Here is a 19,873-nt window from a genome sequence, read left to right on the forward strand (position 1 = left end):
GGCGGAGGAATGGGGGAGGCGGCCGCCGCCGTCAAGCCTCGGCCGAAGGATGCCACACGGGTTGAAAGCCATGACGCAGGACGGCAAGCGTCGTTTCCGGGGTCAGCAGCACGGGCGTCTTGTCCTCGAACCGGTCATGGCCGACCGGCGGCCCGTATCCGGCAAAAGCCCATGGCAGAATCTTGCCGTGGCGCAACGCAAAGGCCCTGCCGCCAGTTGCGATCATCGCGCCGTCTGGCAGCCCGGCAAGCGTGTCCATGGCGACGGCAGGCCGTTTGCCGCCCGCGGCCAGCCGCTCCTTGTGCAGCCGCTTGTCCACCTGCGGCGCCCGGGGTTCGGCAATGCCGAAGGTCTGGCCGAAGCGCTGGACAAAATCCCTGGCCCGTTCGCGCTGGCAAAAGAAGCAGGGGCGATGCCCGGCGGCGAGCGCCGTCACCTCGTCGAGGAAGAACAGCTCGGTCCAGCCGGCCTTTCCTTCCTTCCTGTTGCGGCCCATCGGCTCGCGCCGCACGTCGCGGAACCGGCACACGCAGATGATCCAGGCCTGAAGCGCCCAGCGCTTTTTCAGAAGCGTCTTTGCCGCGGGGTCGTGGATGATGCCGCGATTGCCGGTGAACAGGCCGCGCTCGGGCACGGCGTGGATGGCGCCGAACGGATCGACCCGGTTTTGCAGTGGCATAGTTCTCTCCCGCGATACGCATCTTGGCTGCAATACTGGCGGCATGATATCGCTCGTCGCATCATTTTCATGTCAGCAGGGTTTTTCGATGCGGGTGCTGGTGGTCCAGAACTACGACAATACCGGGCTTGGCCAGGTCGGTGCGGCCCTGGCGGAAGCGGGTGCCGATCTCGATGTGCGGCTGCCCTACAAGGGCGATCCGCTGCCGCGGGACGCAACCGGCCATGATGCCATGGTGGTGCTCGGCGGCGGCCAGAATGCGCTGGCCGACGAAGACTATCCCTATTTCCCGGCGCTGCTCGAATTGACCCGTGATTTCGCCGGCAAGGACCGCGCCGTGCTCGGCATCTGCCTCGGCAGCCAACTCGTCGCCCGCGCCTTTGGCGGCGCGAACCGCATTGGCGGCGCCAACGAATTCGGCTGGCGCGGCGTGTCGCTGACGCCGGACGCCAAGGCCGATCCGGTGCTGGCTGAGCTGCCGGAAAAGTTCCCGATCTTCCAGTGGCACGACGACACGTTCGAGCTGCCGGAGGACGCCGTGCGGCTCGCCGGCAACGATGTTGCCGAAAACCAGGCGTTTCGCGTCGGCCGCGCCGTTTACGGCTTCCAGTTCCATTTCGAGGCCGACCGGCCGATGGTGAAGGACTGGAGCTCCTCCTTCGCGCCGACCATCGCCGCGCGCCATCCCGACTGGGCCGGCAAGCTCGACGGTGAAATGGCCCGCAACGGCCCTGACGCCGATGCCGCTGGTCTGGCCATCGCCCGTGCCTGGGTGGCGACGATCTAAAAGTCCGTTCATGCTCCGCGTGACATAATTGGCACGCGGCCGTGAAACCGTTTGGGGAAAACCCCTTTCATCCTTGGCTTGTGTTCGCCCGCCATCCTAGAAGGCGCGCGCCCTATGTCGGCTGTGCAACCGGGATGAACCTTTTGTGTGACCCGTGCGACACACCATCGATACAGAACACACCTAGAAGCGCGAAATCGTCGAAACTTTGACACGTATTTTCCGTTTCAACGCATTGGTAACCGCCTCGTGCACAGATGCAGGAAGCTCAACAAGAGATGACCTCCGTGAAAGCAGCGCTTCTGTCCTTTGCCATGCTGTCCGCCATAGTACTTTGCGGTCTTGGTATTTATGCCGCCGATGCCGCCAACAACCACAATGCGGTTGACGGCTACGGCGTCACCGCCTCCCTGCGCTAAGCCAGGGCATCCCTCGCGCCCGGATCCCTCGCGCCCTTGGGCACCGGGGCCGTTAAGGCTCCCTTATCGATATTTCCAGGATGCGTTTGTCCGCGCCGTCAACGACGAGCGCGGTAAGCATGCCTGACTGCCAGGCAAGCGTGTCGACATTGACGCGGTTGGCCATCACTTCCGCCTCGGGGACCGGTGTGTGGCCGTGCACCACGATCTTCGGGAAGAGGCCGGTGTGATCGTGGAAAACGTCACGGATCCAGATCAGGTCCTGCGGACTTTGCTTTTCCAGGGGAATGCCCGGCCTGATGCCGGCATGGCAGAAGAAGAAGTCGCCTGATGTCACCGAGAGTGGCAGCGACCGCAGGAAGTCGACATGGCTTTGCGGCACCGCTTCGAGCAGGGCTTGATGACCCTTGCGCATGGCTGATTCCGCCTTGCCGAACCAGGCGCCGTTGCCGCTGTTGATCGTCACTCCGTAGGATTGCGCGGTCTGGATGCCGCCGAAACGAATGAAGAGCCCTTCCGGGTCGGGTGTCTTGAGAAAGTCGAGAAAGCCGATGTCGTGGTTGCCGGCCAGCACCAGGTTTCGCGGATCGCGTTCGCGCGCCTCGATCAGGAAGTCGATGACGCCCTTGGAGTCCGGTCCGCGATCGACATAGTCGCCAAGATGGATGACGCGCCAGTCCGCAACCCTGTCCCTCGCGATCTCGGCCTCGATCTGACCATGCATGGCGGCCAGCAGGTCGAGCCGGCCATGCACGTCGCCGATCGCATAGAGACGCACGCCGTCCGGCCCGTGTGCGTCGAGGAAATGGATGCCGGGTTCCGCCAAGGTCTGGATATCTCCGTGGTCAGTTGTCACTGACTTAGCGTCGGAGCTGCTCCTTGCCCATGTCGGTGACCAGACGCTTTCCGCACAGCGCCAACGTGATGTCCATCTCCTTGCGGATGATTTCCAACGCTTTGGTAACCCCTTCCTTGCCGAGCGCGCCCAGGCCGTAAAGAAATGGCCGGCCGATATAGGTGCCCTTGGCGCCCAGGCAGAGTGCTTTCAACACGTCCTGGCCGGAGCGGATGCCGCCGTCCATATGCACTTCTATTCTGTCCCCGACCGCGTCCGCAATCTCCTCCAGAGCCATGATCGAGGACGACGCGCCGTCGAGCTGGCGCCCGCCATGGTTGGAAACGACGATTGCGTCGGCGCCGGTCTTGGCCGCCATCAACGCGTCTTCCTTGTCGAGGATGCCCTTGAGGATCAGCTTGCCGCCCCAGCGTTCCTTGATCCAGTCGACATCCTTCCACGACAACTGCGGATCGAACTGCTCCGTCGTCCAGGACGACAGCGAAGAGACGTCGCCGACGCCTTTGGCGTGGCCGACGATGTTGCGGAAGGTGCGGCGCTTGGTGCCGGCTATACCCAGGCACCAGCGCGGCTTGCTGGCCAGGTCGATGATGTTGGCCAACGTCATCTTGGGCGGCGCCGAAAGCCCGTTGCGGACGTCCTTGTGGCGTTGGCCTAGGATCTGCAGGTCGAGCGTCAGCACCAGCGCCGAGCACTTCGCTGCCTTCGCCCGGTCGATCAAATCGAGCACGAAATCCTTGTCGCGCAGCACATAGAGCTGGAACCAGAACGGCTTCTTTGTCACCGAGGCGACATCCTCGATCGAGCAGATGCTCATCGTCGAGAGCGTGAACGGGACGCCGAATTCCTCTGCCGCCTGCGCCGCCAGCATCTCGCCGTCGGCATGCTGCATGCCGGTCAGGCCGGTCGGGGCCAGCGCCACCGGCATCGACACTTTCTGGCCGATCATGGTCGATTCCAGCGAGCGGTTGCTCATGTCGACCAGCACGCGCTGGCGGAACTTGATCTTCTGGAAGTCTTCCTCGTTGGCCCGGTAGGTGCTCTCTGTCCAGGCGCCCGAGTCGGCATAGTCGAAGAACATCTTGGGCACGCGCCGGCGCGCGAGATCCTTGAGGTCTGCGATGGTCAGAATGTCGCTCATGATGGTCCCCGCTTGATCGAATTGATTAGGAGCGTCTGCGCGCTGGTTCGCCGTCGCCGGCTTCCGAACGCTGCCTCAGCCTCAGCCGCGACACGCGTTGCCAGTCGCCGCTGCGTTCGGCTTCCGCCATCGAACGCTCGACATAGGTCATGTGGTCCATCGCCGCCTGGCGGGCGCCGGCCGGATCGCCGGCCTTGACCGCGGTGTGGATCGCCCGGTGCTGCGCCAGCAGCGCCTCGCGCGCGCCGGGCACGGTGAACACCAGGAGTCGGTTCTGGAACACGCCTTCCGACAGCAGCCGGTAGCAGGAGCGCAGCGTGTGCAGGAGCAGGATGTTGTGCGCGCACTCGCAGATCGCATGATGGAACTCGACGTCGATCTCGGCCTCATCGTCGAAGTCGCCGGTGCGATGCGCCTCGTCCATGCGCGCCATGATGCGATCGAGCAGAGCAAGGTCTTCCGGTGTGGCGCGCCGCGCCGCGTATTCGGCGGCTATGCCTTCGATCTCGCGGCGGTATTCCAGATAATCGGCCACCGCCTTGCGATGCGTTGAGATCAGGTCCGCCACCGGCTTGGTGAACAACTGGCCGATAATGTCGGCGACGTGCGTGCCGCCGCCCGGACGGGTCGACAGCAGGCCGCGCGCTTCGAGCGCCTTCAGCGCGTCGCGCAGGATGGGCCGCGACACATCGAACTGGCGTGCCAGTTCGCGCTCGCCCGGCAGCCGGTCGCCGGTGCGCAGCACGCCTTCGAGGATGAGGCTTTCGATCTGCTGCACCACCTCGTCGGCGGTGCGCGAATGCTCGATCCTGGAGAAAATGTCGCTCAATGGAAGCGCCTGGAGAAAGGAAGGATGTCGCGCAGACTAGAGCCTCTGTCGCCAACTGGTCAAATTATTTATCCAATTCGTCTCGTACGGTCGATTTTCGCGCCGCGCCGGCACATCGCCTCGCGCTAAATTTTGCTGTTTACGTCCCTTGCCGATTGCCGCAAGACGACGCCATTGCACGAAGGGTCGAAACCAGGGGGACCAGACGTGTCGGACGAGACGTCCAATCTTGAATTCCAGCCGCGCAGCCAGGGCAGCGTCATGGGCTTTCCGGCGCATGAAGGCCGGCCCGGCGCGCTCGGCGAGGTTCACGCCCGCCCGCATCCGCTGGTCGAGAAGCCGCGCGTGCTCGTCCAACTCTCCTTCATGACCGAAGGCGGCTCAGCGGTCGACCACGCCGTGCTTTCGGAACTGTCGCGCCGCCTCGGCATCGCCGCGCCCGAGCGTCATGCCCGCCACCACGCCATGAAATGGGGCAAGGGCACGCTGCGCTGGGAGCGGCACACGGAATTCTCGACCTATCTCTGGGAAGGGCCGCTGGCCGAGAATGGCCGGGGGCAAAAGGATTCGCCTTTCGGCAATGGCTTCTCGCCGCCGGGAACCGTCATCTCGGGCATCCGGCTCGAGATCCGCAAATGGACGCAGGCGAGCGAGAGGCAGGTCGCCGGCTTCGACCCGACCAGCCTCTGTTACTCGCTTGTCGAGCGTGGCAGCGCGGCCATTGTCACCGACTTCCGCCAGGACGGCGACGGCATGACCCGCATGCTGGTGCTCGACCGTGGCCTGACCCCGGCCAGCACCGGCGCCCTGTCGCAGCGGCTGATCGACATCGAGACCTACCGCACGCTTGCCATGCTCGGCCTGCCGCTGGCGCTCACCTTGTCCGGCCGCGCCCGCCGCATCGAGGACCGCTTGGCGCAGACGACCCTGGAAATGAAGGTCGCCGAAACGCGCGACAACCAGACGCTGCTCGCCGGCCTGACGGAGCTTGCCGCCGAACTGGAGGCCGATGCCGCTTCCAGCCTCTACCGCTTCGGCGCCAGCCGCGCCTATGACGGCATCGTCACGGAAAGGCTGGAGGCGCTGGATGAGGAGCCTGTGCAGGGCTATGACACCTGGGCGGGCTTTCTGCTGCGGCGCATGGCGCCAGCCATGCGCACCTGCCGCTCGGTCGAGGAGCGCCAGGCCAATCTGTCGCGCAAGCTGACCCGTGCCACCACTCTGCTGCGGACCTGGGTCGACGTCGAGGTCGAGAAGCAGAATCGCGACCTGCTTGCCTCGATGAACAACCGCGCCCGCCTGCAACTGCGCCTGCAGCAGACCGTCGAAGGCCTTTCGGTCGCCGCCGTCTCCTATTACGTCGTCGGCCTCATCGGCTATGTGGCCAAGGGCGCGTCGGTCTTTGGCCACGCCTTCGCGCCGGAGGTCGTCACCGCCGCCTCGGTGCCGTTCGCCATCCTGCTGGTCTGGTGGGGCGTGCGCCGCGTGCGACGGATGCATTCCGAGCCGGCGAAACATCCGGGCGAATAGTCCGCGCTATGCTTCGGACGCAACGGATGTGCAGCGGCAGATTGCCGCTGCGGAAGCTTCGCCTGCATCCGCCGCCCTGACGCCACCAAAGCAAGATTTGCAACAAATGCCGCCAGCTGGTAAATCATTTTTACCAGTCGAGTGGAGGAAGCGCCGATGTCCGGCCTTGCCATGCCCAAGCCAGACGCCGATACGCTGCGCCGGCGCAGCGAAATCGTCGCCGACATGCGCATCATCGTGCCGGGCGAGGGCGTGGTCGACACGGCCAATGAAATGCGTGCCTTCGAAAGCGATGGCCTGACCGCCTACCGGCAAGTGCCGCTGGTCGTGGTGCTGCCCGAAACGGTGGCGCAGGTTTCGCGGGTGCTGAAATACTGCAACGACCGCAACATCCGCGTCGTGCCGCGGGGATCCGGCACTTCGCTGTCGGGCGGCGCCCTGCCGCTCGAAGACGCGGTGCTTTTGGTGATGAGCCGGTTCAACCGCGTCCTCGAGATCGATTTTCCCAACCGCCTTGTCGTCGCCCAGCCCGGCGTCACCAATCTCGGCATTACGTCAGCCGTCGAGCAGGAGGGGTTTTACTACGCCCCCGATCCATCCTCCCAGATCGCCTGCTCGATCGGTGGCAACGTGGCGGAGAACTCCGGCGGCGTGCACTGCCTGAAATACGGCCTCACCGCCAACAATGTGCTCGGCATCGAGATGGTTCTGATGAATGGCGAGGTGGTGCGGCTCGGCGGCGGCCACCTCGACGCGGAGGGCTATGACCTGCTCGGCGTCATGACCGGTTCGGAAGGTCTGCTTGGCGTCGTCACCGAGGTCACCGTGCGCATCCTGAAGAAGCCGGAGACGGCGCGCGCCCTGCTGATCGGCTTTCCGACCAGCGAGCAGGGCGGCCAGTGCGTCGCCGACATCATCGGCGCAGGCATTATTCCAGGCGGCATGGAAATGATGGACCGGCCGGCGATCCATGCCGCCGAGGATTTTGTCCATGCCGGCTATCCCCTGGATGTCGAGGCGCTGCTGATTGTCGAGCTCGATGGCCCCGGCGTCGAGGTCGATCATCTCATCACGGCGGTCGAGGCGATCGCCATCGCCAACGGCTCGACCACGTGCCGCATCTCGCAGTCCGAGCAGGAGCGGTTGAGTTTCTGGGCCGGCCGCAAGGCGGCCTTCCCCGCCGTTGGCCGCATCTCGCCCGATTACTACTGCATGGACGGCACCATCCCGCGCAAGGAACTGCCGCGCGTGCTGGCCGGCATGCGCGAGCTGTCGGAAAAATACGGTCTCGGCGTCGCCAACGTTTTCCACGCCGGCGACGGCAATCTGCACCCGCTCATTCTCTACGATGCCAACGTGCCGGGCGAACTCGACAAGGCCGAAAGTTTTGGGGCCGACATTTTGCGGCTCTGCGTCAAGGTCGGTGGCGTGCTCACCGGCGAGCATGGCGTCGGGGTCGAGAAGCGCGACCTGATGCCGGAAATGTTCAACCAGGTCGACCTCGACCAGCAAATGCGCGTCAAATGCGCTTTCGACCCCAACCATCTGCTCAATCCCGGCAAGGTTTTTCCGCAACTTCGCCGCTGCGCCGAACTGGGCCGCATGCACGTGCATCGCGGGCAGGTGGCATTTCCGGATATTCCGAGGTTTTGAGCTGATATGTCGGCGCGTGAACACCCCCCTCTGTCCTGCCGGACATCTCCCCCTCAAGGGGGGAGATTGGCAGTTCGTGCGCTTCGCCTTTTCCTCAACGCAGAAGATTGGCGAAACCCTGCACGACATCTGATCTCCCCCCTTGAGGGGGAGATGTCCGGCAGGACAGAGGGGGGCGCGACAGAACTCGGCCTATCCTGTTTCCCCCGCTTCGCGGGGACGAGGAAAGGCGCGAACCTATGACCACCTTCACCCCATCCACTTCCACCGAAGTCCTCTCCACCATTGCCTGGGCGGCGGCGGAGGAAACGTCGCTCGAAATCCTCGGCCACGGCTCCAAGCGCGGCATCGGCCGTCCGTTGCAGACCGAGCATACACTCGACCTGTCGAAACTCTCGGGCGTGACCCTCTACGAACCCGCCGAACTGGTGCTGTCGGCAAAGGCCGGCACGCCGCTGGCCGATATCGAAAGGCTGCTGGCGGACAACGGTCAGCAGTTAGCCTTCGAGCCGATGGATTACGGCCCGCTGCTCGGTGGCGAGCCGGGCAAGGGCACCATTGGCGGCGTGCTCGGCGCCAACCTGTCCGGTCCGCGCCGGCTGAAGGCGGGCGCCGCGCGCGATCATATTCTCGGCATCAACGTCGTCTCCGGTCGGGGCGAAGCGTTCAAGTCGGGCGGCCGCGTGGTCAAGAACGTTACCGGCTATGATCTGTCGAAGCTGATGGCCAACAGCTGGGGTACATTGGCCGTGTTCACCGACGTCACCTTCAAGGTGCTGCCAGCCGCCGAGACCGAAGTCACGCTCGCCGTCCGTGGCCTGCTCGACGATGCCGCCTGCGCCGCCATGGCCCTGGCGCTCGGCTCCAGCGCGGAAGTGTCGAGTGCCGCCCATCTGCCGGAGCGCATTGCCGCGCGCGTCGCCGGCGGAGCGCTCGGCATTGAAGCCGCCACGCTGCTGCGCGTCGAAGGCTTTGGCCCGTCCGTTGATTATCGGCTTGCAGCGCTGAAAACACTGCTCGGCAAGGCTGGGCCGCTGGAGGAGATTGCCGGTGAGACTTCCAAGGCAATCTGGCGCGATGTCAGGGATATCAGGCCCTTCGCCGACGGCAGCGGGAAGCCGGTCTGGCGGGTCTCGATGACGCCTGCCCAGGGCCACCAGATGGTCCTGACGCTGCGCATGCAGGCCGCCGTCAGCGCCTTCTATGACTGGCAAGGTGGGCTGGTTTGGCTGCGCATGGAGGAGGGCGATCCGGAACCCGCTTTGCTGCGCGGCCTCTTGAGAAAACATGGCGGCGGCCACGCGACGCTGGTGCGCGCCGCACCTGCCCATCGCGCCGCGCTGCCGGTGTTCGAGCCTCAGCCGCCGGCCTTGGCGGCGCTCAGCCAGCGGCTGAGGCAGGAATTCGACCCGAAGAACATCCTCAATCCCGGCCGCATGGCCTAGGACATCAGAGATGCAGACCAATTTTTCGCCCGCACAGCTTGCCGATCCGCATGTCGCGGAATCGGAAAAGATCCTGCGCAAATGCGTGCATTGCGGCTTCTGCACCGCCACCTGCCCGACCTATGTGACGCTTGGCAACGAGCTCGATTCGCCGCGCGGGCGCATCTATCTGATCAAGGACATGCTGGAGAACGGCCGTCCCGCCGACAAGGAAATCGTCACCCATATCGACCGCTGCCTGTCGTGCCTCGCCTGCATGACCACCTGCCCATCGGGCGTCAATTACATGCATCTGGTCGACCATGCCCGCGCCCATATCCAGCAAACCTACAAGCGGCCGCTGCTCGACCGGTTGACCCGCGCCATGCTCGCCTTCGTGCTGCCCTATCCCCGTCGCTTCCGCGCGGCGCTCAAGCTGGCGAAGCTCGGCAAGCCGTTCATCGGCCTGTTCGAAAAAATCCCGGCGCTGAAGCCGCTCGGCGCGATGCTCAAGCTCGCGCCGGCATCAATCCCGGCGGCCTCGCCGATGGCCTTGCCGGGTATCCATGCCGGACAGGGAGCGAAAAGGGGACGCGTCGCCATCCTGACCGGCTGCGCGCAGTCGGTGCTTGACCCCGCCATCAACGATACGACCATCTCGCTGCTGACACGGCTCGGTGTCGAGGTCGTGGTGCCGCCGGGCGAAGGCTGCTGCGGCGCACTGGTTCATCACATGGGACGGGAGGAAGCAGCGCTTGCCTCGGCCAGGCAAAATGTCGATGCCTGGACGCGCGCAGTCGAGCAAGGCGGGCTCGATGCCATCATCATCACCGCGTCGGGCTGCGGCACGACGATCAAGGATTATGGCTTCATGCTGCGGCTCGATCCGGCCTATGCCGACAAGGCCGCACGCGTGTCGGCGCTGGCCAAGGACATCACCGAGTATCTGTCCGCCATCGATCTGCCTGAACCGGTGCGCAGGCCAGGCACGGTCGTCGCCTATCACTCTGCCTGCTCGATGCAGCACGGCCAGAAGATCACGCGTCAGCCGAAGGAACTGCTCGCCAAAGCCGGTTTCATCGTGCGCGAGCCGCGCGAGGGCCATCTCTGTTGTGGCTCGGCCGGCACCTACAACATCCTGCAGTCCGAGATTTCGGCCAGGCTGCGCGACCGCAAGGTGAAAAACATCGAGGCGACGGGCGCCGCGATCGTCGCCACCGGCAATATCGGCTGCATCAGGCAGATCGCGTCCGCTGCCAGGGTGCCGGTGGTGCACACGATCAAATTGCTCGACTGGGCCTATGGCGGGCCGAGACCGCAAGGCGTCGCGGAAGACAGCCTGATCGCGGCGGAATAGGCGTCCGTTCCGGCGCTACTCGGCCGCCAGCCTGTCGGCCGTGCCGTAGGTCGCCTCGTAGAGCGCGCGCTGGCGGCTGAGCGCGACCATCGTGTTGCGCAGCAGGATGGCCACCGTGATCGGGCCGACGCCGCCTGGAACCGGGGTGATCCAGGAGGCCACGTGCTTGACGCTGTCGGTGTCGACGTCGCCGACGACGCGGCTGGTGCCATCAGGCCCGATTTCGGAATTGATGCCGATGTCGATGACGGCCGCACCTGGCTTCACCATGTCGGCCTTGATCAGCCTTGGCTTGCCGACGGCGACGAACAGCGCGTCGGCGCGCCGCGCATGGGCGGCGACCGACCGCGTCATGTGATGGCAGACCGTCACGGTCGCGCCTTCGCTCATCAACAGGAAGGCGATCGGCTTGCCGACGATTTCCGAATGGCCGACGATGACCACTTCCAGTCCCTTGAGGTCGAGGCCGGTTTCCTTGAGCAGTTCGACCGAGGCCGCGGCCGTGCAGGGCGCGAGGTCGAGCTGGTTGTAGACGATGTTGCCGATCGAGGCCGGGTGCATGCCCTCGACATCCTTCAGCGGATGCACGGCCGCCTGCAGCGTCTTGACCGGGATATGCGCGGGAACCGGCCGCTGGATGATGATGCCGGTGACGCGCGGATCGGCGTTCAGCCCGTGGATGGCTGCTTCCAGCTCACCCGAGGTGATGGTGGCGGGAAAGCGCCGTTCCTCGAAATCGATGCCGGCGAGCTGAGCCTTGGCGCGCTGGTTGCGTACATAGACATCGACCGCGTCGGTATCGCCGACGGTGATCGAGATCAGCTTGGGCGGAAAGCCCTCGGCCTTGGCAATGGCCGCGTCCTCGCGCACGGCGGCGATGATGCGCTGGGCGACCGGGCCGCCCTTGAGATAGCGGCTGTCGTCGGAGAGGGACATAGCTCGAACCTTTGGTGGGAAGATTGTGCACTGCAATAGCAGAGCATGGCCCGGAAATCAGCCCTGAAAGCGAAACACCGTGCCTCCGGGGCGACCTGTCGCACCGTGAAACGAAAAGGGCAGCCGGTTACCCATGCTGCCCTCTCGTGACTGGCCGTATCCCCACACGGCCCGTCCCCCGTTAACTCGCTGCCAGTCTAAGCACGTCTTCCAAAGGTGCGCTATGGCTTGAGGGCAACAGCGCGCGAAAACCTGCTCAGCACTGCTTAACCGGCTGATTCGCTATCACTATATCACCTCGACCGTGGTTCCGACATTGACCCGCTCATAAAGGTCAACCACGTCCTCGTTGCGCATGCGGATGCAGCCCGACGACACCGCGCCGCCGATCGTCCAGGGCTGGTTGGTGCCGTGGATGCGGTACTCCGTCGTGCCGATATAGAGTGCGCGCGCGCCGAGCGGGTTTTCCATGCCGCCGGCCAGATAGGTCGGGAGGTAGCGGCCCTTGGCCGCCTCGCGCTTGATCATCTCCGCAGGCGGCCGCCAGTCCGGCCAGACGCGCTTATTGGTGATCTTGTGTGTCCCCGACCATTCGAAGCCGGGCTTGCCGGTGCCGACGCCGTAACGCCGCGCCTTGCCGTTCTTCTCGACCAGATAGAGGAAATTCTGCGTGGTATCGATGACGATGGTGCCTGGCTTCTGGCCTCCGTCATAGGCAACTTCCTGCGGCAGGTAGACCGGGTTGATCTGCGGGCGCATGACCATGCGCTTGGCCGGCGCCTGCACGCCCGCCGTCTGCACACGGTCGGGCTGCGCGGTGCGCTGGCGCGGCTGCTGCGCGGCCTGCCGGTTCTGCCGCACGATGCCCGGCGCATGGCCAAGCTGCAGCACCCAGGGCGCGGAAAGGTCGGGGCTCACTATCACCGGCGGCCTGTCGGCATAGCGGTCGTCGGCAAGGGAGGGCATGACGCTTGCGGCAAGCACCGCCGCGCTGAACAACGGAAGCAGGAATTTCATCGGGAACGCACCTTGATCGCCTGATACGCCGGGCAAGAACGCTCCCGGTTTGCGCGATCATTGGCGGCGAGCGGCAACCGAAACATGAATCGGAATGCGTAAAATGCGGTTCTGTCAGTAAACCTTTTGGTGTGGTTACCGCCGGGTTCAGGAATCTGGTAAAGCCACGGTAAAAGCAGCGCGGAAGCGCGTTAACGGATGGATCTCTTGAGATGAGCAATGAAAACACCGGCCTGCTTGCCGGTCCTGACGGTGTCGTGCGCTGCTTCTGGCATGGCAATCTGCCCGACTATCTGCACTACCACGACCATGAATGGGGCCGGCCGGTGGCCGACGACCGCAGGCTGTTCGAGAAGATCTGCCTCGAAGGGTTTCAGTCGGGCCTCTCATGGCTGACCATTTTGCGCAAGCGGGAGAATTTTCGCGAGGCCTTCGCCGGCTTCGACTTCGACAAGGTCGCCGCCTTCACCGACAAGGATGTGGAACGCCTGCTCGGCAATGCCGGTATCATCCGCCATCGCGGCAAGATCGTCTCGACCATCAACAACGCCAAACGCGCCCGCGAAATGGTCGACGAGTTCGGCTCGCTGGCCGCCTGGTTCTGGAGGTTCGAACCCGGCAAGGAGGAACGGCCGCAAACCGTTGATCTCGCCCATCTGCGCGCCAACCCGACCACCGCGGTTTCCGTGCGGATTTCGAAGGACCTGAAGAAGCGCGGCTGGAGCTTCGTCGGCCCGACCACGGTCTACGCCTTCATGCAGGCCATGGGGCTGGTCAACGACCATCTCGAAGGCTGTGTATGCCGCAAGGAGGTCGAGAAGCAGCGGAAGGCTTTCAAGCGGCCGAAATAGCCGCCTTCTTCCCATTCACGCGGAGAAGCTGCCGGCAGGCGGATGAGGGGCGGCGCGACCTTCAAATGCTCGCACTGCCCTCACTTCTCGAAACGTCCCTTGTGCCCGCTGCCATTGATGTCCCACACCAGGCTGCGGCCGGAAATGCTCAGCACCAGGCCGCTGAAACCGCTGTCGTCGGGCGTATGATGCGTCGATGCCGAACTGCGTCCGGCGGGGATGACCTCGACAGTCGAGCCCTTCTTCACCCAGCAGCCCTTGCCGTACTGGTCGTTGGCGCCATAGGCGAGCATGAACTCGAAGCTGCCGTCCTTCTTCAGCAGCAGTTCGGAGCCGACCTCCATGACGCCGCGCAGGTAGTAATGGCCGGCAAGGCCCGCGTCCCCCGGCTTGCAGCCTGCGGCGCTGGCCGGATTGGCCGCCCCAAGTAAAAACGCGCAGCCAAGCGCGTATGCGTAGCCCAGTCGCATGCTCAATCCCCTGATCAAGAATGAAAATCGCATCCAGCGAAACGGACGGTTTCAGGTGCCGTTGGCGCCGGCCAGGAACAGCCCGGCGACGATTGCCGCCACGGTGGCCACTGTCGGATAGATCACCAGCAGGCCGGTCACCAGGGCGTCGCGCAGGGAAGATCCCTTGCCGGTGTCGGCGGGTACATCGAACGGCCCGGCCGCCTGGCCAGCCATTTTCGGTGCATGGGTGCCCGCAGGGCGCAAGCGTGTGGGCAGTTCACCGGCCTCGCCGTTGGCCTGGAATTCCGTTGCACTGGTCATGTCCTGAACCCCTTCGTTTCGATGCGCTGTATCGGCCGCGATTGTGTCGGCACGATGCCGCGCTCATGGCGGCATTGTTTCACTTCTGGCGTGTTTTTGTTTCAGAGGGTTTCGATTTTTCCTGATCTCGTCGGGTGCGCCGCGGGGCGCCAACCCTTGCCGCTCCCGGCTTCATCGGTTAGGAAACGCGCGCTGTGGAACGCGGTAGATTTACCGCGCCACGAAGTCATGAACCATCGGGTGCCCAGATTATGGCCGACAAATCGGAAAAGACGAAAGCGCGGCTGCCGCGCGGGTTTGCCGACCGCGGCGCCGAGGACATCCGCGCCGTCGAGAAGATGATGGCGACGATCCGCTCGGTCTATGAGCTCTATGGCTTCGAGCCGGCCGACCAGCCGCTGATCGAATACACCGATGCGCTCGGCAAATTCCTGCCCGACCAGGACCGGCCGAACGAAGGCGTGTTCTCCTTCCAGGACGATGACGACCAGTGGCTGTCGCTGCGCTACGACCTAACAGCGCCGACGGCACGCTTCGTCGCCGAGAATTTCGAACGCCTGCCCAAGCCATACCGCAGCTACCGGTCCGGCTGGGTGTTCCGCAACGAAAAGCCCGGCCCCGGCCGCTTCCGCCAGTTCATGCAGTTCGACGCCGATACGATCGGCACGCCGGGCGTTGCGGCGGATGCAGAGATGGCGATGATGATGGCCGACGTCATGGAAGCGCTCGGCATCAAGCGCGGCGACTATGTCATCCGCGTCAACAACCGCAAGGTGCTGGACGGCGTGCTGGAAGCAATCGGCCTTGGCGGCGAGGAGAATGCCGGTCGTCGGCTGACCGTGCTGCGTGCCATCGACAAGCTGGACAAGCTCGGCGCGGAAGGTGTCCGGCTTCTGCTTGGCCCAGGGCGTTGGGATGGCGGCAAGGAAGGCGAGGGCGACTTCGCCAAGGGCGCCGGGCTGAACGATACTCAAGCCCAAGCCGTCCTTCTGGCGACGGCGCGCAATGCGCAGGCCGGCCAGGATGCCAGCGTCAGCGGGAACACGGTCTACCAGGAGGGCGTCGGCGAACTCGCGACGATCGAAGCCTTGGTCAGGGCCGCCGGATACGGCGGGGACCGCATCGCCATGGACCGTTCCGTCGTGCGCGGCCTGGAATATTACACGGGTCCCGTCTTCGAGGCCGAACTGCTGGCCGAGATCCCCAATGAGGACGGCCAGATCGTACGCTTCGGCTCGGTCGGTGGCGGCGGCCGCTATGACGGATTGGTCTCACGCTTCCGCGGTGAGCCGGTGCCGGCGACGGGCTTTTCCATCGGCGTCTCCAGGCTGATGACGGCGCTGAAGAACCTTGGCAAGCTCGGAAGCGCCGACGTGATCGCGCCGGTTGTCGTGCTGGTCATGGACAAGGACACGGAAAGCCTCGGCCGCTACCAGAAGATGGTGGCGGAACTGCGCGCCGCCGGCATCCGCTCCGAAATGTACCTCGGCGGCGCCGGCATGAAGGCGCAGCTCAAATATGCCGACCGTCGCGGCTGTCCGGTCGCCATCATTCAGGGCGGCGACGAGCGCGCCAAGGGTGAACTGCAGATCAAGGACCTGATCGAAGGCGCGCGCATGTCCGCCGAAATCACCGACAATGCCGAATGGCGCGCCGCGCGCCCGGCGCAGGTGACGGTGGCGGAAAGCGAGCTGGTCGCCGAAGTGAAGAAGATCTTGGCGGCGCAGGCCCAGGAGCGGACCAAGTGACGAGCGCCGCGCGCTCTTGTCCTTCCCCCCTTGTGGGGGAAGGTGGCCTCGCGAAGCGAGGTCGGATGAGGGGTGTTCCAGGGAACGCAAACGCTTCATTCCGACACGCACCCCTCAACCGTCTCGGCGCTGCGCGCCGATCCACCTTCTCCCACAGGGGGAGAAGGGAAGGGCGCGGCATATGACCTCCCGCTACCCCGCCATATCAGCCGACATCATCGCGCTCTTCGCAACCCGCAACACGCATGCGGTGGAAGTTGCCGTGCTGCAGCCGGCCGATCCGTTCCTCGACATGGCCGGCGAGGATCTGCGCCGGCGCATTTTCCTTACGGAGAGCGAGACCGGGCAGACGCTCTGCCTGCGGCCCGAATTCACCATTCCGGTCTGTCTCGACCACATAACCAGCCAGGCCGGCACGCCGCGCCGCTATTCCTATCTCGGCGAGGTGTTTCGCCAGCGCCGCGAGGGCGGCAACGAGTTCTTTCAGGCCGGCATCGAGGATCTCGGCGATCGCGACACGGCTGAAGCCGATGCCCGCTCGGTTGCCGACGCGCACGCCCTGCTGTCGCTGGTCCTGCCCGGTCAGTCGCTGGCGGTCACGCTCGGCGACCAGGGCATCTTCGAGGCGGTACTGGCGGCCCTAGGGCTCCCGCGCGGATGGCGCATGCGGCTCGCCCGCGCCTTCGGCTCGGCGCCGATGCTGGAGGCGGCACTCGCCGATCTCGCCAACCCGCCGCGCAACGGCCAGCTCTCCGGCCCGGTCGCGGCGCTTGTCCTCGACGGTGATCTGGACGGCCTTTCCCAGCACATTGCCGGCGGCATGGAGGAGGCCGGCCTCTCGGCATCGGCCGGCCGCGCGCCGTCGGACATCGCGCGGCGGCTCATCGAGAAGGCCGAGTTGCGCAGCGTGCGGCTGTCGAACGAGGCCTTCGCGGCGCTGAAAGGTTTTCTGGCCATCGACGTGCCGCTCGATGGCGCGGCCCAGGCATTGGAAACCTTCGCCGCCGGCGCCGGACTTTCATTGGGTGCGGCGCTGGAAAAATTCGCGGCCCGCGCCAAGGCGATCGAGGCGCATGGCTTGCCGTCGGGAAAAATCCGCTACGACGCCGCCTTCGGCCGTCCGCTCGATTATTACACCGGTGTGGTCTTCGAAGTCGCGGCCGCAAGTGGCGAGCGTCCCCTGGCCGGTGGCGGCCGCTATGACAGATTGCTGACGCTGCTCGGCGCCAAGACCGCGATCCCCGGTGTCGGCTTCTCGGTGTGGCTCGACCGCATCGAGGCGTTGCGGGAGACGGCACCATGATCACGCTGGCGATCCCGTCCAAGGGCCGGCTCAAGGAGCAGGCGCTGGAGGTGCTGGCCAAGGCCGGCCTCGCCGTCAGCCTGCCCGGCGACGAGCGCAAATATCACGCCCGCGTCGAGGGCCTGGACAATGTCGAAGTGGTCTTCCTGTCGGCTTCCGAAATATCGGGCGAAATAGGGCAGGGCGCGGTCGATCTCGGCATCACCGGCGAGGACCTTGTGCGGGAAAATCTCGCCGACTGGGAAGCGCGGGCCGAGATCGTCGCCCGTCTCGGCTTCGGCCATGCCGATGTCGTGGTCGCGGTGCCCGAGATCTGGCTCGATGTCGACACCATGGCCGATCTCGATGACGTCGCCGCAGATTTCCGCCAGCGCCATGGCCGGCGGCTCAGGATCGCCACCAAATACTGGCGGCTGACGCAGCAGTTCTTTTCGCTCAAGCACGGCATCCAGGTCTATCGCATCGTCGAAAGCCTCGGCGCCACCGAAGGCGCGCCGGCGGCCGGCCTTGCCGACGTCATCGTCGACATAACCACCACGGGCTCGACGCTGCGCGCCAACCATCTCAAGGTGCTGGGCGATGGCGTCGTGCTGAAGTCGCAGGCCTGCCTGGTGGCCTCGAAGAAAGATCGTTCCGCCGCCGATGAGGCCATCTTCCGGGATATAGCCGCGAAAATGACGGCGACGGTCGGATAGCCTGCTTTCCCTGGCGGGAGGGGTGTCACTACCATCGGCGGGATTTCCACCGTTCCGGCAGGCTGATAGGCTCGGTCCGTGCTGGGAGGAGAGAGCGATGCCGGTCAATCTCGACGAGCTGAAGAACGCCACCAATCTGCGCGGACGCGGCGCGCGCTCCGGCATTGTCTTTGTCGCGCCCGTCGACGGCAAGGCGCATGTCTCGGGCGAGCGCAAGGTGCCGTTGCTGGAGGAGACCATTCCGGCCCTGTTCTCCGATACCGTCAGCAAATACGGCACGCTCGATGCCGCAATCTTCGTCGGCCAGGACAAGCGCTTCACCTGGAGCGAACTGTCGGACACCGTCGATGCGCTGGCCGCCGGCTTCCTGGCGCTCGGCCTGCGCAAGGGCGATCGCGTCGGCATCTGGTCGCCCAACCGCTGGGAATGGCTGGTGACGCAATTCGCCACCGCCCGCATCGGCCTGATTCTGGTCAACATCAACCCGGCCTATCGGCTGACCGAGCTGGAATATGCCCTGAACAAGGTCAGCTGCAAGGCCCTGGTGACGGCGGCGAGCTTCAAGACCTCGGACTATCTCGGCATGATCGAGACGCTGGCGCCGGAAATCGCCACGGCGACGCCGGGCAAGCTGAAGGCCGCCAAATTGCCGGCGCTGAGGACCGTCATCCGCATGGGCAAGGAGAACTCGCCAGGCATGTTCAATTTCGGCGACGTGCTGGCCATGGCCGGCCGCGACGAGCATGACAGCCTCGACCGCATCTCCGAGGGTCTGAAGCCGGGCGACGCGATCAACATCCAGTTCACCTCAGGCACGACAGGCGCTCCCAAGGGCGCGACGCTCACTCATCTGAACATCGTCAACAACGGCAACTTCGTCACTTCGGCCATCAAGCTCACTGTCGACGACCGGCTCTGCATCCCGGTGCCGCTCTATCACTGCTTCGGCATGTCGATGGGCACGATGGGTTGTGTGTCGAAGGGCGCGACCATGGTTTTCCCTTGCGAGGGCTTTGATCCCGGCCTGACGCTGAAAGCGATCGCGCACGAGCGCTGCACGGGCCTCTACGGCGTTCCGACCATGTTCGTCGGCATGCTCGACCATCCGGATTTCTCATCCTTCGATCTCTCCAGCCTGCGCACCGGCATCATGGCCGGCTCGCCATGCCCGATCGAGGTGATGAAGAAGGTGGTGTCGCTGATGCATATGTCGGAGGTGACCATCGCCTACGGCATGACCGAGACCAGTCCGGTCTCGTTCCAGAGCAGCACCGACGATCCGCTGGAAAAGCGCGTGTCGACCGTCGGGCGCATCCATCCGCATGTCGAGGTCAAGGCGGTCGATGCCGATGGCGCCACCGTTGCCGTCGGCGCGCCGGGCGAGCTTTGCACGCGCGGCTACTCGGTGATGAAAGGCTATTGGGACGACGACGAAAAGACCCGTGAGGCAATCGACACCGACGGCTGGATGCACACTGGCGACCTCGCCACCATCGACGCCGAGGGCTATTGCAACATTGTCGGCCGCGTCAAGGACATGGTCATCCGCGGCGGTGAGAACGTCTATCCCAGGGAGGTCGAGGAATTCCTCTACCGTCATCCCAAGGTGCGGGAAGTGCAGGTCTTCGGCATCCCGGATGCCAAATATGGCGAGGAGTTGTGCGCCTGGATCGTGCTCAAACCCGGCCAGGTCGCCACCGAACAGGAAATCAAGGCCTTCTGTGCGGGCCAGATCGCCCATTACAAGATACCGCGCCACATTCGCTTCCGCACCGAATTGCCGATGACGGTGACCGGCAAGCCGCAGAAATTCCTGATGCGTCAGGCGATGGTGGAAGAGTTGGGGCTGGTGGCGCAGAAAACGGCGTGAGGCGG

The 19,873-nt window shown here is 64.8% G+C and carries 19 protein-coding genes; 11 read left to right on the forward strand and 8 right to left on the reverse strand.

Going from position 1 to position 19,873, the window contains the following annotated elements; genetic code table 11:
• Positions 1-31 precede the first annotated feature (31 nt).
• Positions 32-679 carry a hypothetical protein gene (locus EN845_RS05730; protein ID WP_127870926.1) on the reverse strand — a complete coding sequence of 216 codons (648 nt, stop codon included), beginning with the start codon at positions 677-679 and terminating at the stop codon, positions 32-34.
• 88 nt (positions 680-767) lie between these two features.
• Here EN845_RS05730 and EN845_RS05735 point away from each other — a divergent pair, with 88 nt between their 5' ends.
• Positions 768-1,466 (forward strand): type 1 glutamine amidotransferase, encoded by a 699-nt coding sequence (locus EN845_RS05735; protein ID WP_127870927.1) that lies wholly within the window; start codon positions 768-770, stop codon positions 1,464-1,466.
• Positions 1,467-1,744: 278 nt separating this feature from the next.
• Positions 1,745-1,885 carry a hypothetical protein gene (locus tag EN845_RS05740; RefSeq protein WP_023782442.1) on the forward strand — a complete coding sequence of 47 codons (141 nt, stop codon included), beginning with the start codon at positions 1,745-1,747 and terminating at the stop codon, positions 1,883-1,885.
• Positions 1,886-1,937: 52 nt separating this feature from the next.
• Here EN845_RS05740 and EN845_RS05745 read toward each other — a convergent pair whose 3' ends face one another.
• The 3 genes from EN845_RS05745 to EN845_RS05755 are packed head-to-tail and all read right to left on the reverse strand — an operon-like array spanning position 1,938 to position 4,711.
• A complete protein-coding gene (locus EN845_RS05745; RefSeq protein ID WP_127870928.1) occupies positions 1,938-2,711 on the reverse strand; it encodes a metallophosphoesterase in 774 nt (257 codons plus the stop codon).
• 34 nt (positions 2,712-2,745) lie between these two features.
• Entirely contained in the window at positions 2,746-3,882 is a 1,137-nt protein-coding gene (locus tag EN845_RS05750; protein WP_127870929.1) for an alpha-hydroxy acid oxidase, read from the reverse strand.
• 25 nt (positions 3,883-3,907) lie between these two features.
• Positions 3,908-4,711, reverse strand: coding sequence for an FCD domain-containing protein (locus EN845_RS05755; protein WP_127870930.1), 804 nt, complete (start codon positions 4,709-4,711; stop codon positions 3,908-3,910).
• A gap of 207 nt (positions 4,712-4,918) precedes the next feature.
• Here EN845_RS05755 and EN845_RS05760 point away from each other — a divergent pair, with 207 nt between their 5' ends.
• From EN845_RS05760 to glcF, 4 genes are all read left to right on the forward strand, one after another.
• The gene (locus EN845_RS05760) at positions 4,919-6,241 is read left to right on the forward strand and encodes a DUF3422 family protein (protein WP_127870931.1); all 1,323 of its coding nucleotides are present in this window, start codon (positions 4,919-4,921) and stop codon (positions 6,239-6,241) included.
• 156 nt (positions 6,242-6,397) lie between these two features.
• Complete coding sequence (locus EN845_RS05765) at positions 6,398-7,894, forward strand: FAD-linked oxidase C-terminal domain-containing protein (RefSeq protein ID WP_127870932.1); 1,497 nt, start codon at positions 6,398-6,400, stop codon at positions 7,892-7,894.
• 239 nt (positions 7,895-8,133) lie between these two features.
• Positions 8,134-9,339, forward strand: coding sequence for an FAD-binding protein (locus tag EN845_RS05775; RefSeq protein WP_127870933.1), 1,206 nt, complete (start codon positions 8,134-8,136; stop codon positions 9,337-9,339).
• 10 nt (positions 9,340-9,349) lie between these two features.
• Entirely contained in the window at positions 9,350-10,675 is a 1,326-nt protein-coding gene (gene glcF, locus EN845_RS05780) for a glycolate oxidase subunit GlcF (protein WP_127870934.1), read from the forward strand.
• A gap of 15 nt (positions 10,676-10,690) precedes the next feature.
• On the opposite strand, the gene EN845_RS05785 is transcribed toward glcF, so the two are convergent.
• Positions 10,691-11,611, reverse strand: a complete 921-nt coding sequence (locus tag EN845_RS05785) for a bifunctional 5,10-methylenetetrahydrofolate dehydrogenase/5,10-methenyltetrahydrofolate cyclohydrolase (protein ID WP_127870935.1) — start codon at positions 11,609-11,611, stop codon at positions 10,691-10,693.
• Between the two features lie 288 nt (positions 11,612-11,899).
• The gene (locus EN845_RS05790) at positions 11,900-12,628 is read right to left on the reverse strand and encodes a L,D-transpeptidase (RefSeq protein WP_127870936.1); all 729 of its coding nucleotides are present in this window, start codon (positions 12,626-12,628) and stop codon (positions 11,900-11,902) included.
• Positions 12,629-12,840: 212 nt separating this feature from the next.
• Between EN845_RS05790 and EN845_RS05795 the strand changes: the two genes are divergently transcribed.
• Positions 12,841-13,479: a DNA-3-methyladenine glycosylase I gene (locus EN845_RS05795; protein ID WP_127870937.1), complete on the forward strand. Its 639-nt coding sequence runs from the start codon at positions 12,841-12,843 to the stop codon at positions 13,477-13,479.
• A gap of 80 nt (positions 13,480-13,559) precedes the next feature.
• On the opposite strand, the gene EN845_RS05800 is transcribed toward EN845_RS05795, so the two are convergent.
• Both EN845_RS05800 and EN845_RS05805 read right to left on the reverse strand, forming a co-directional pair.
• Positions 13,560-13,949: a hypothetical protein gene (locus EN845_RS05800; protein WP_127278594.1), complete on the reverse strand. Its 390-nt coding sequence runs from the start codon at positions 13,947-13,949 to the stop codon at positions 13,560-13,562.
• A gap of 51 nt (positions 13,950-14,000) precedes the next feature.
• Positions 14,001-14,252, reverse strand: a complete 252-nt coding sequence (locus tag EN845_RS05805; protein WP_127278595.1) for a hypothetical protein — start codon at positions 14,250-14,252, stop codon at positions 14,001-14,003.
• 251 nt (positions 14,253-14,503) lie between these two features.
• Between EN845_RS05805 and hisS the strand changes: the two genes are divergently transcribed.
• The 4 genes from hisS (at position 14,504) to EN845_RS05825 (ending at position 19,868) form a co-directional block, all read left to right on the forward strand.
• Positions 14,504-16,000 (forward strand): histidine--tRNA ligase, encoded by a 1,497-nt coding sequence (hisS, locus tag EN845_RS05810; RefSeq protein ID WP_127870938.1) that lies wholly within the window; start codon positions 14,504-14,506, stop codon positions 15,998-16,000.
• Between the two features lie 181 nt (positions 16,001-16,181).
• Positions 16,182-17,303 (forward strand): ATP phosphoribosyltransferase regulatory subunit, encoded by a 1,122-nt coding sequence (locus tag EN845_RS05815; RefSeq protein ID WP_127870939.1) that lies wholly within the window; start codon positions 16,182-16,184, stop codon positions 17,301-17,303.
• Positions 17,300-17,998 carry an ATP phosphoribosyltransferase gene (gene hisG, locus EN845_RS05820; RefSeq protein WP_127870940.1) on the forward strand — a complete coding sequence of 233 codons (699 nt, stop codon included), beginning with the start codon at positions 17,300-17,302 and terminating at the stop codon, positions 17,996-17,998. Before EN845_RS05815 ends, hisG begins: the two co-directional genes overlap by 4 nt.
• A 97-nt stretch (positions 17,999-18,095) precedes the next feature.
• Complete coding sequence (locus EN845_RS05825) at positions 18,096-19,868, forward strand: AMP-binding protein (protein WP_127870941.1); 1,773 nt, start codon at positions 18,096-18,098, stop codon at positions 19,866-19,868.
• The last annotated feature ends 5 nt before the right edge of the window (positions 19,869-19,873 follow it).

Origin of the sequence: Mesorhizobium sp. M8A.F.Ca.ET.202.01.1.1 (assembly GCF_004791595.1) — a bacterium.
Classification (GTDB): Bacteria; Pseudomonadota; Alphaproteobacteria; order Rhizobiales; family Rhizobiaceae; genus Mesorhizobium.

Excerpts from the sequence above, each read along its gene's own strand:
- EN845_RS05805 (WP_127278595.1), bottom strand. The coding sequence starts at position 14,252 with ATGACCAGTGCAACGGAATTCCAGGCCAACGGCGAGGCCGGTGAACTG.
- EN845_RS05825 (WP_127870941.1), top strand. The coding sequence starts at position 18,096 with ATGCCGGTCAATCTCGACGAGCTGAAGAACGCCACCAATCTGCGCGGA.
- EN845_RS05750 (WP_127870929.1), bottom strand. The coding sequence starts at position 3,882 with ATGAGCGACATTCTGACCATCGCAGACCTCAAGGATCTCGCGCGCCGG.
- glcF (WP_127870934.1), top strand. The coding sequence starts at position 9,350 with ATGCAGACCAATTTTTCGCCCGCACAGCTTGCCGATCCGCATGTCGCG.
- EN845_RS05730 (WP_127870926.1), bottom strand. The coding sequence starts at position 679 with ATGCCACTGCAAAACCGGGTCGATCCGTTCGGCGCCATCCACGCCGTG.
- hisG (WP_127870940.1), top strand. The coding sequence starts at position 17,300 with ATGATCACGCTGGCGATCCCGTCCAAGGGCCGGCTCAAGGAGCAGGCG.
- EN845_RS05800 (WP_127278594.1), bottom strand. The coding sequence starts at position 13,949 with ATGCGACTGGGCTACGCATACGCGCTTGGCTGCGCGTTTTTACTTGGG.
- EN845_RS05815 (WP_127870939.1), top strand. The coding sequence starts at position 16,182 with ATGACCTCCCGCTACCCCGCCATATCAGCCGACATCATCGCGCTCTTC.
- EN845_RS05775 (WP_127870933.1), top strand. The coding sequence starts at position 8,134 with ATGACCACCTTCACCCCATCCACTTCCACCGAAGTCCTCTCCACCATT.
- EN845_RS05740 (WP_023782442.1), top strand. The coding sequence starts at position 1,745 with ATGACCTCCGTGAAAGCAGCGCTTCTGTCCTTTGCCATGCTGTCCGCC.
- EN845_RS05795 (WP_127870937.1), top strand. The coding sequence starts at position 12,841 with ATGAGCAATGAAAACACCGGCCTGCTTGCCGGTCCTGACGGTGTCGTG.
- EN845_RS05765 (WP_127870932.1), top strand. The coding sequence starts at position 6,398 with ATGTCCGGCCTTGCCATGCCCAAGCCAGACGCCGATACGCTGCGCCGG.
- EN845_RS05790 (WP_127870936.1), bottom strand. The coding sequence starts at position 12,628 with ATGAAATTCCTGCTTCCGTTGTTCAGCGCGGCGGTGCTTGCCGCAAGC.
- hisS (WP_127870938.1), top strand. The coding sequence starts at position 14,504 with ATGGCCGACAAATCGGAAAAGACGAAAGCGCGGCTGCCGCGCGGGTTT.
- EN845_RS05735 (WP_127870927.1), top strand. The coding sequence starts at position 768 with ATGCGGGTGCTGGTGGTCCAGAACTACGACAATACCGGGCTTGGCCAG.
- EN845_RS05785 (WP_127870935.1), bottom strand. The coding sequence starts at position 11,611 with ATGTCCCTCTCCGACGACAGCCGCTATCTCAAGGGCGGCCCGGTCGCC.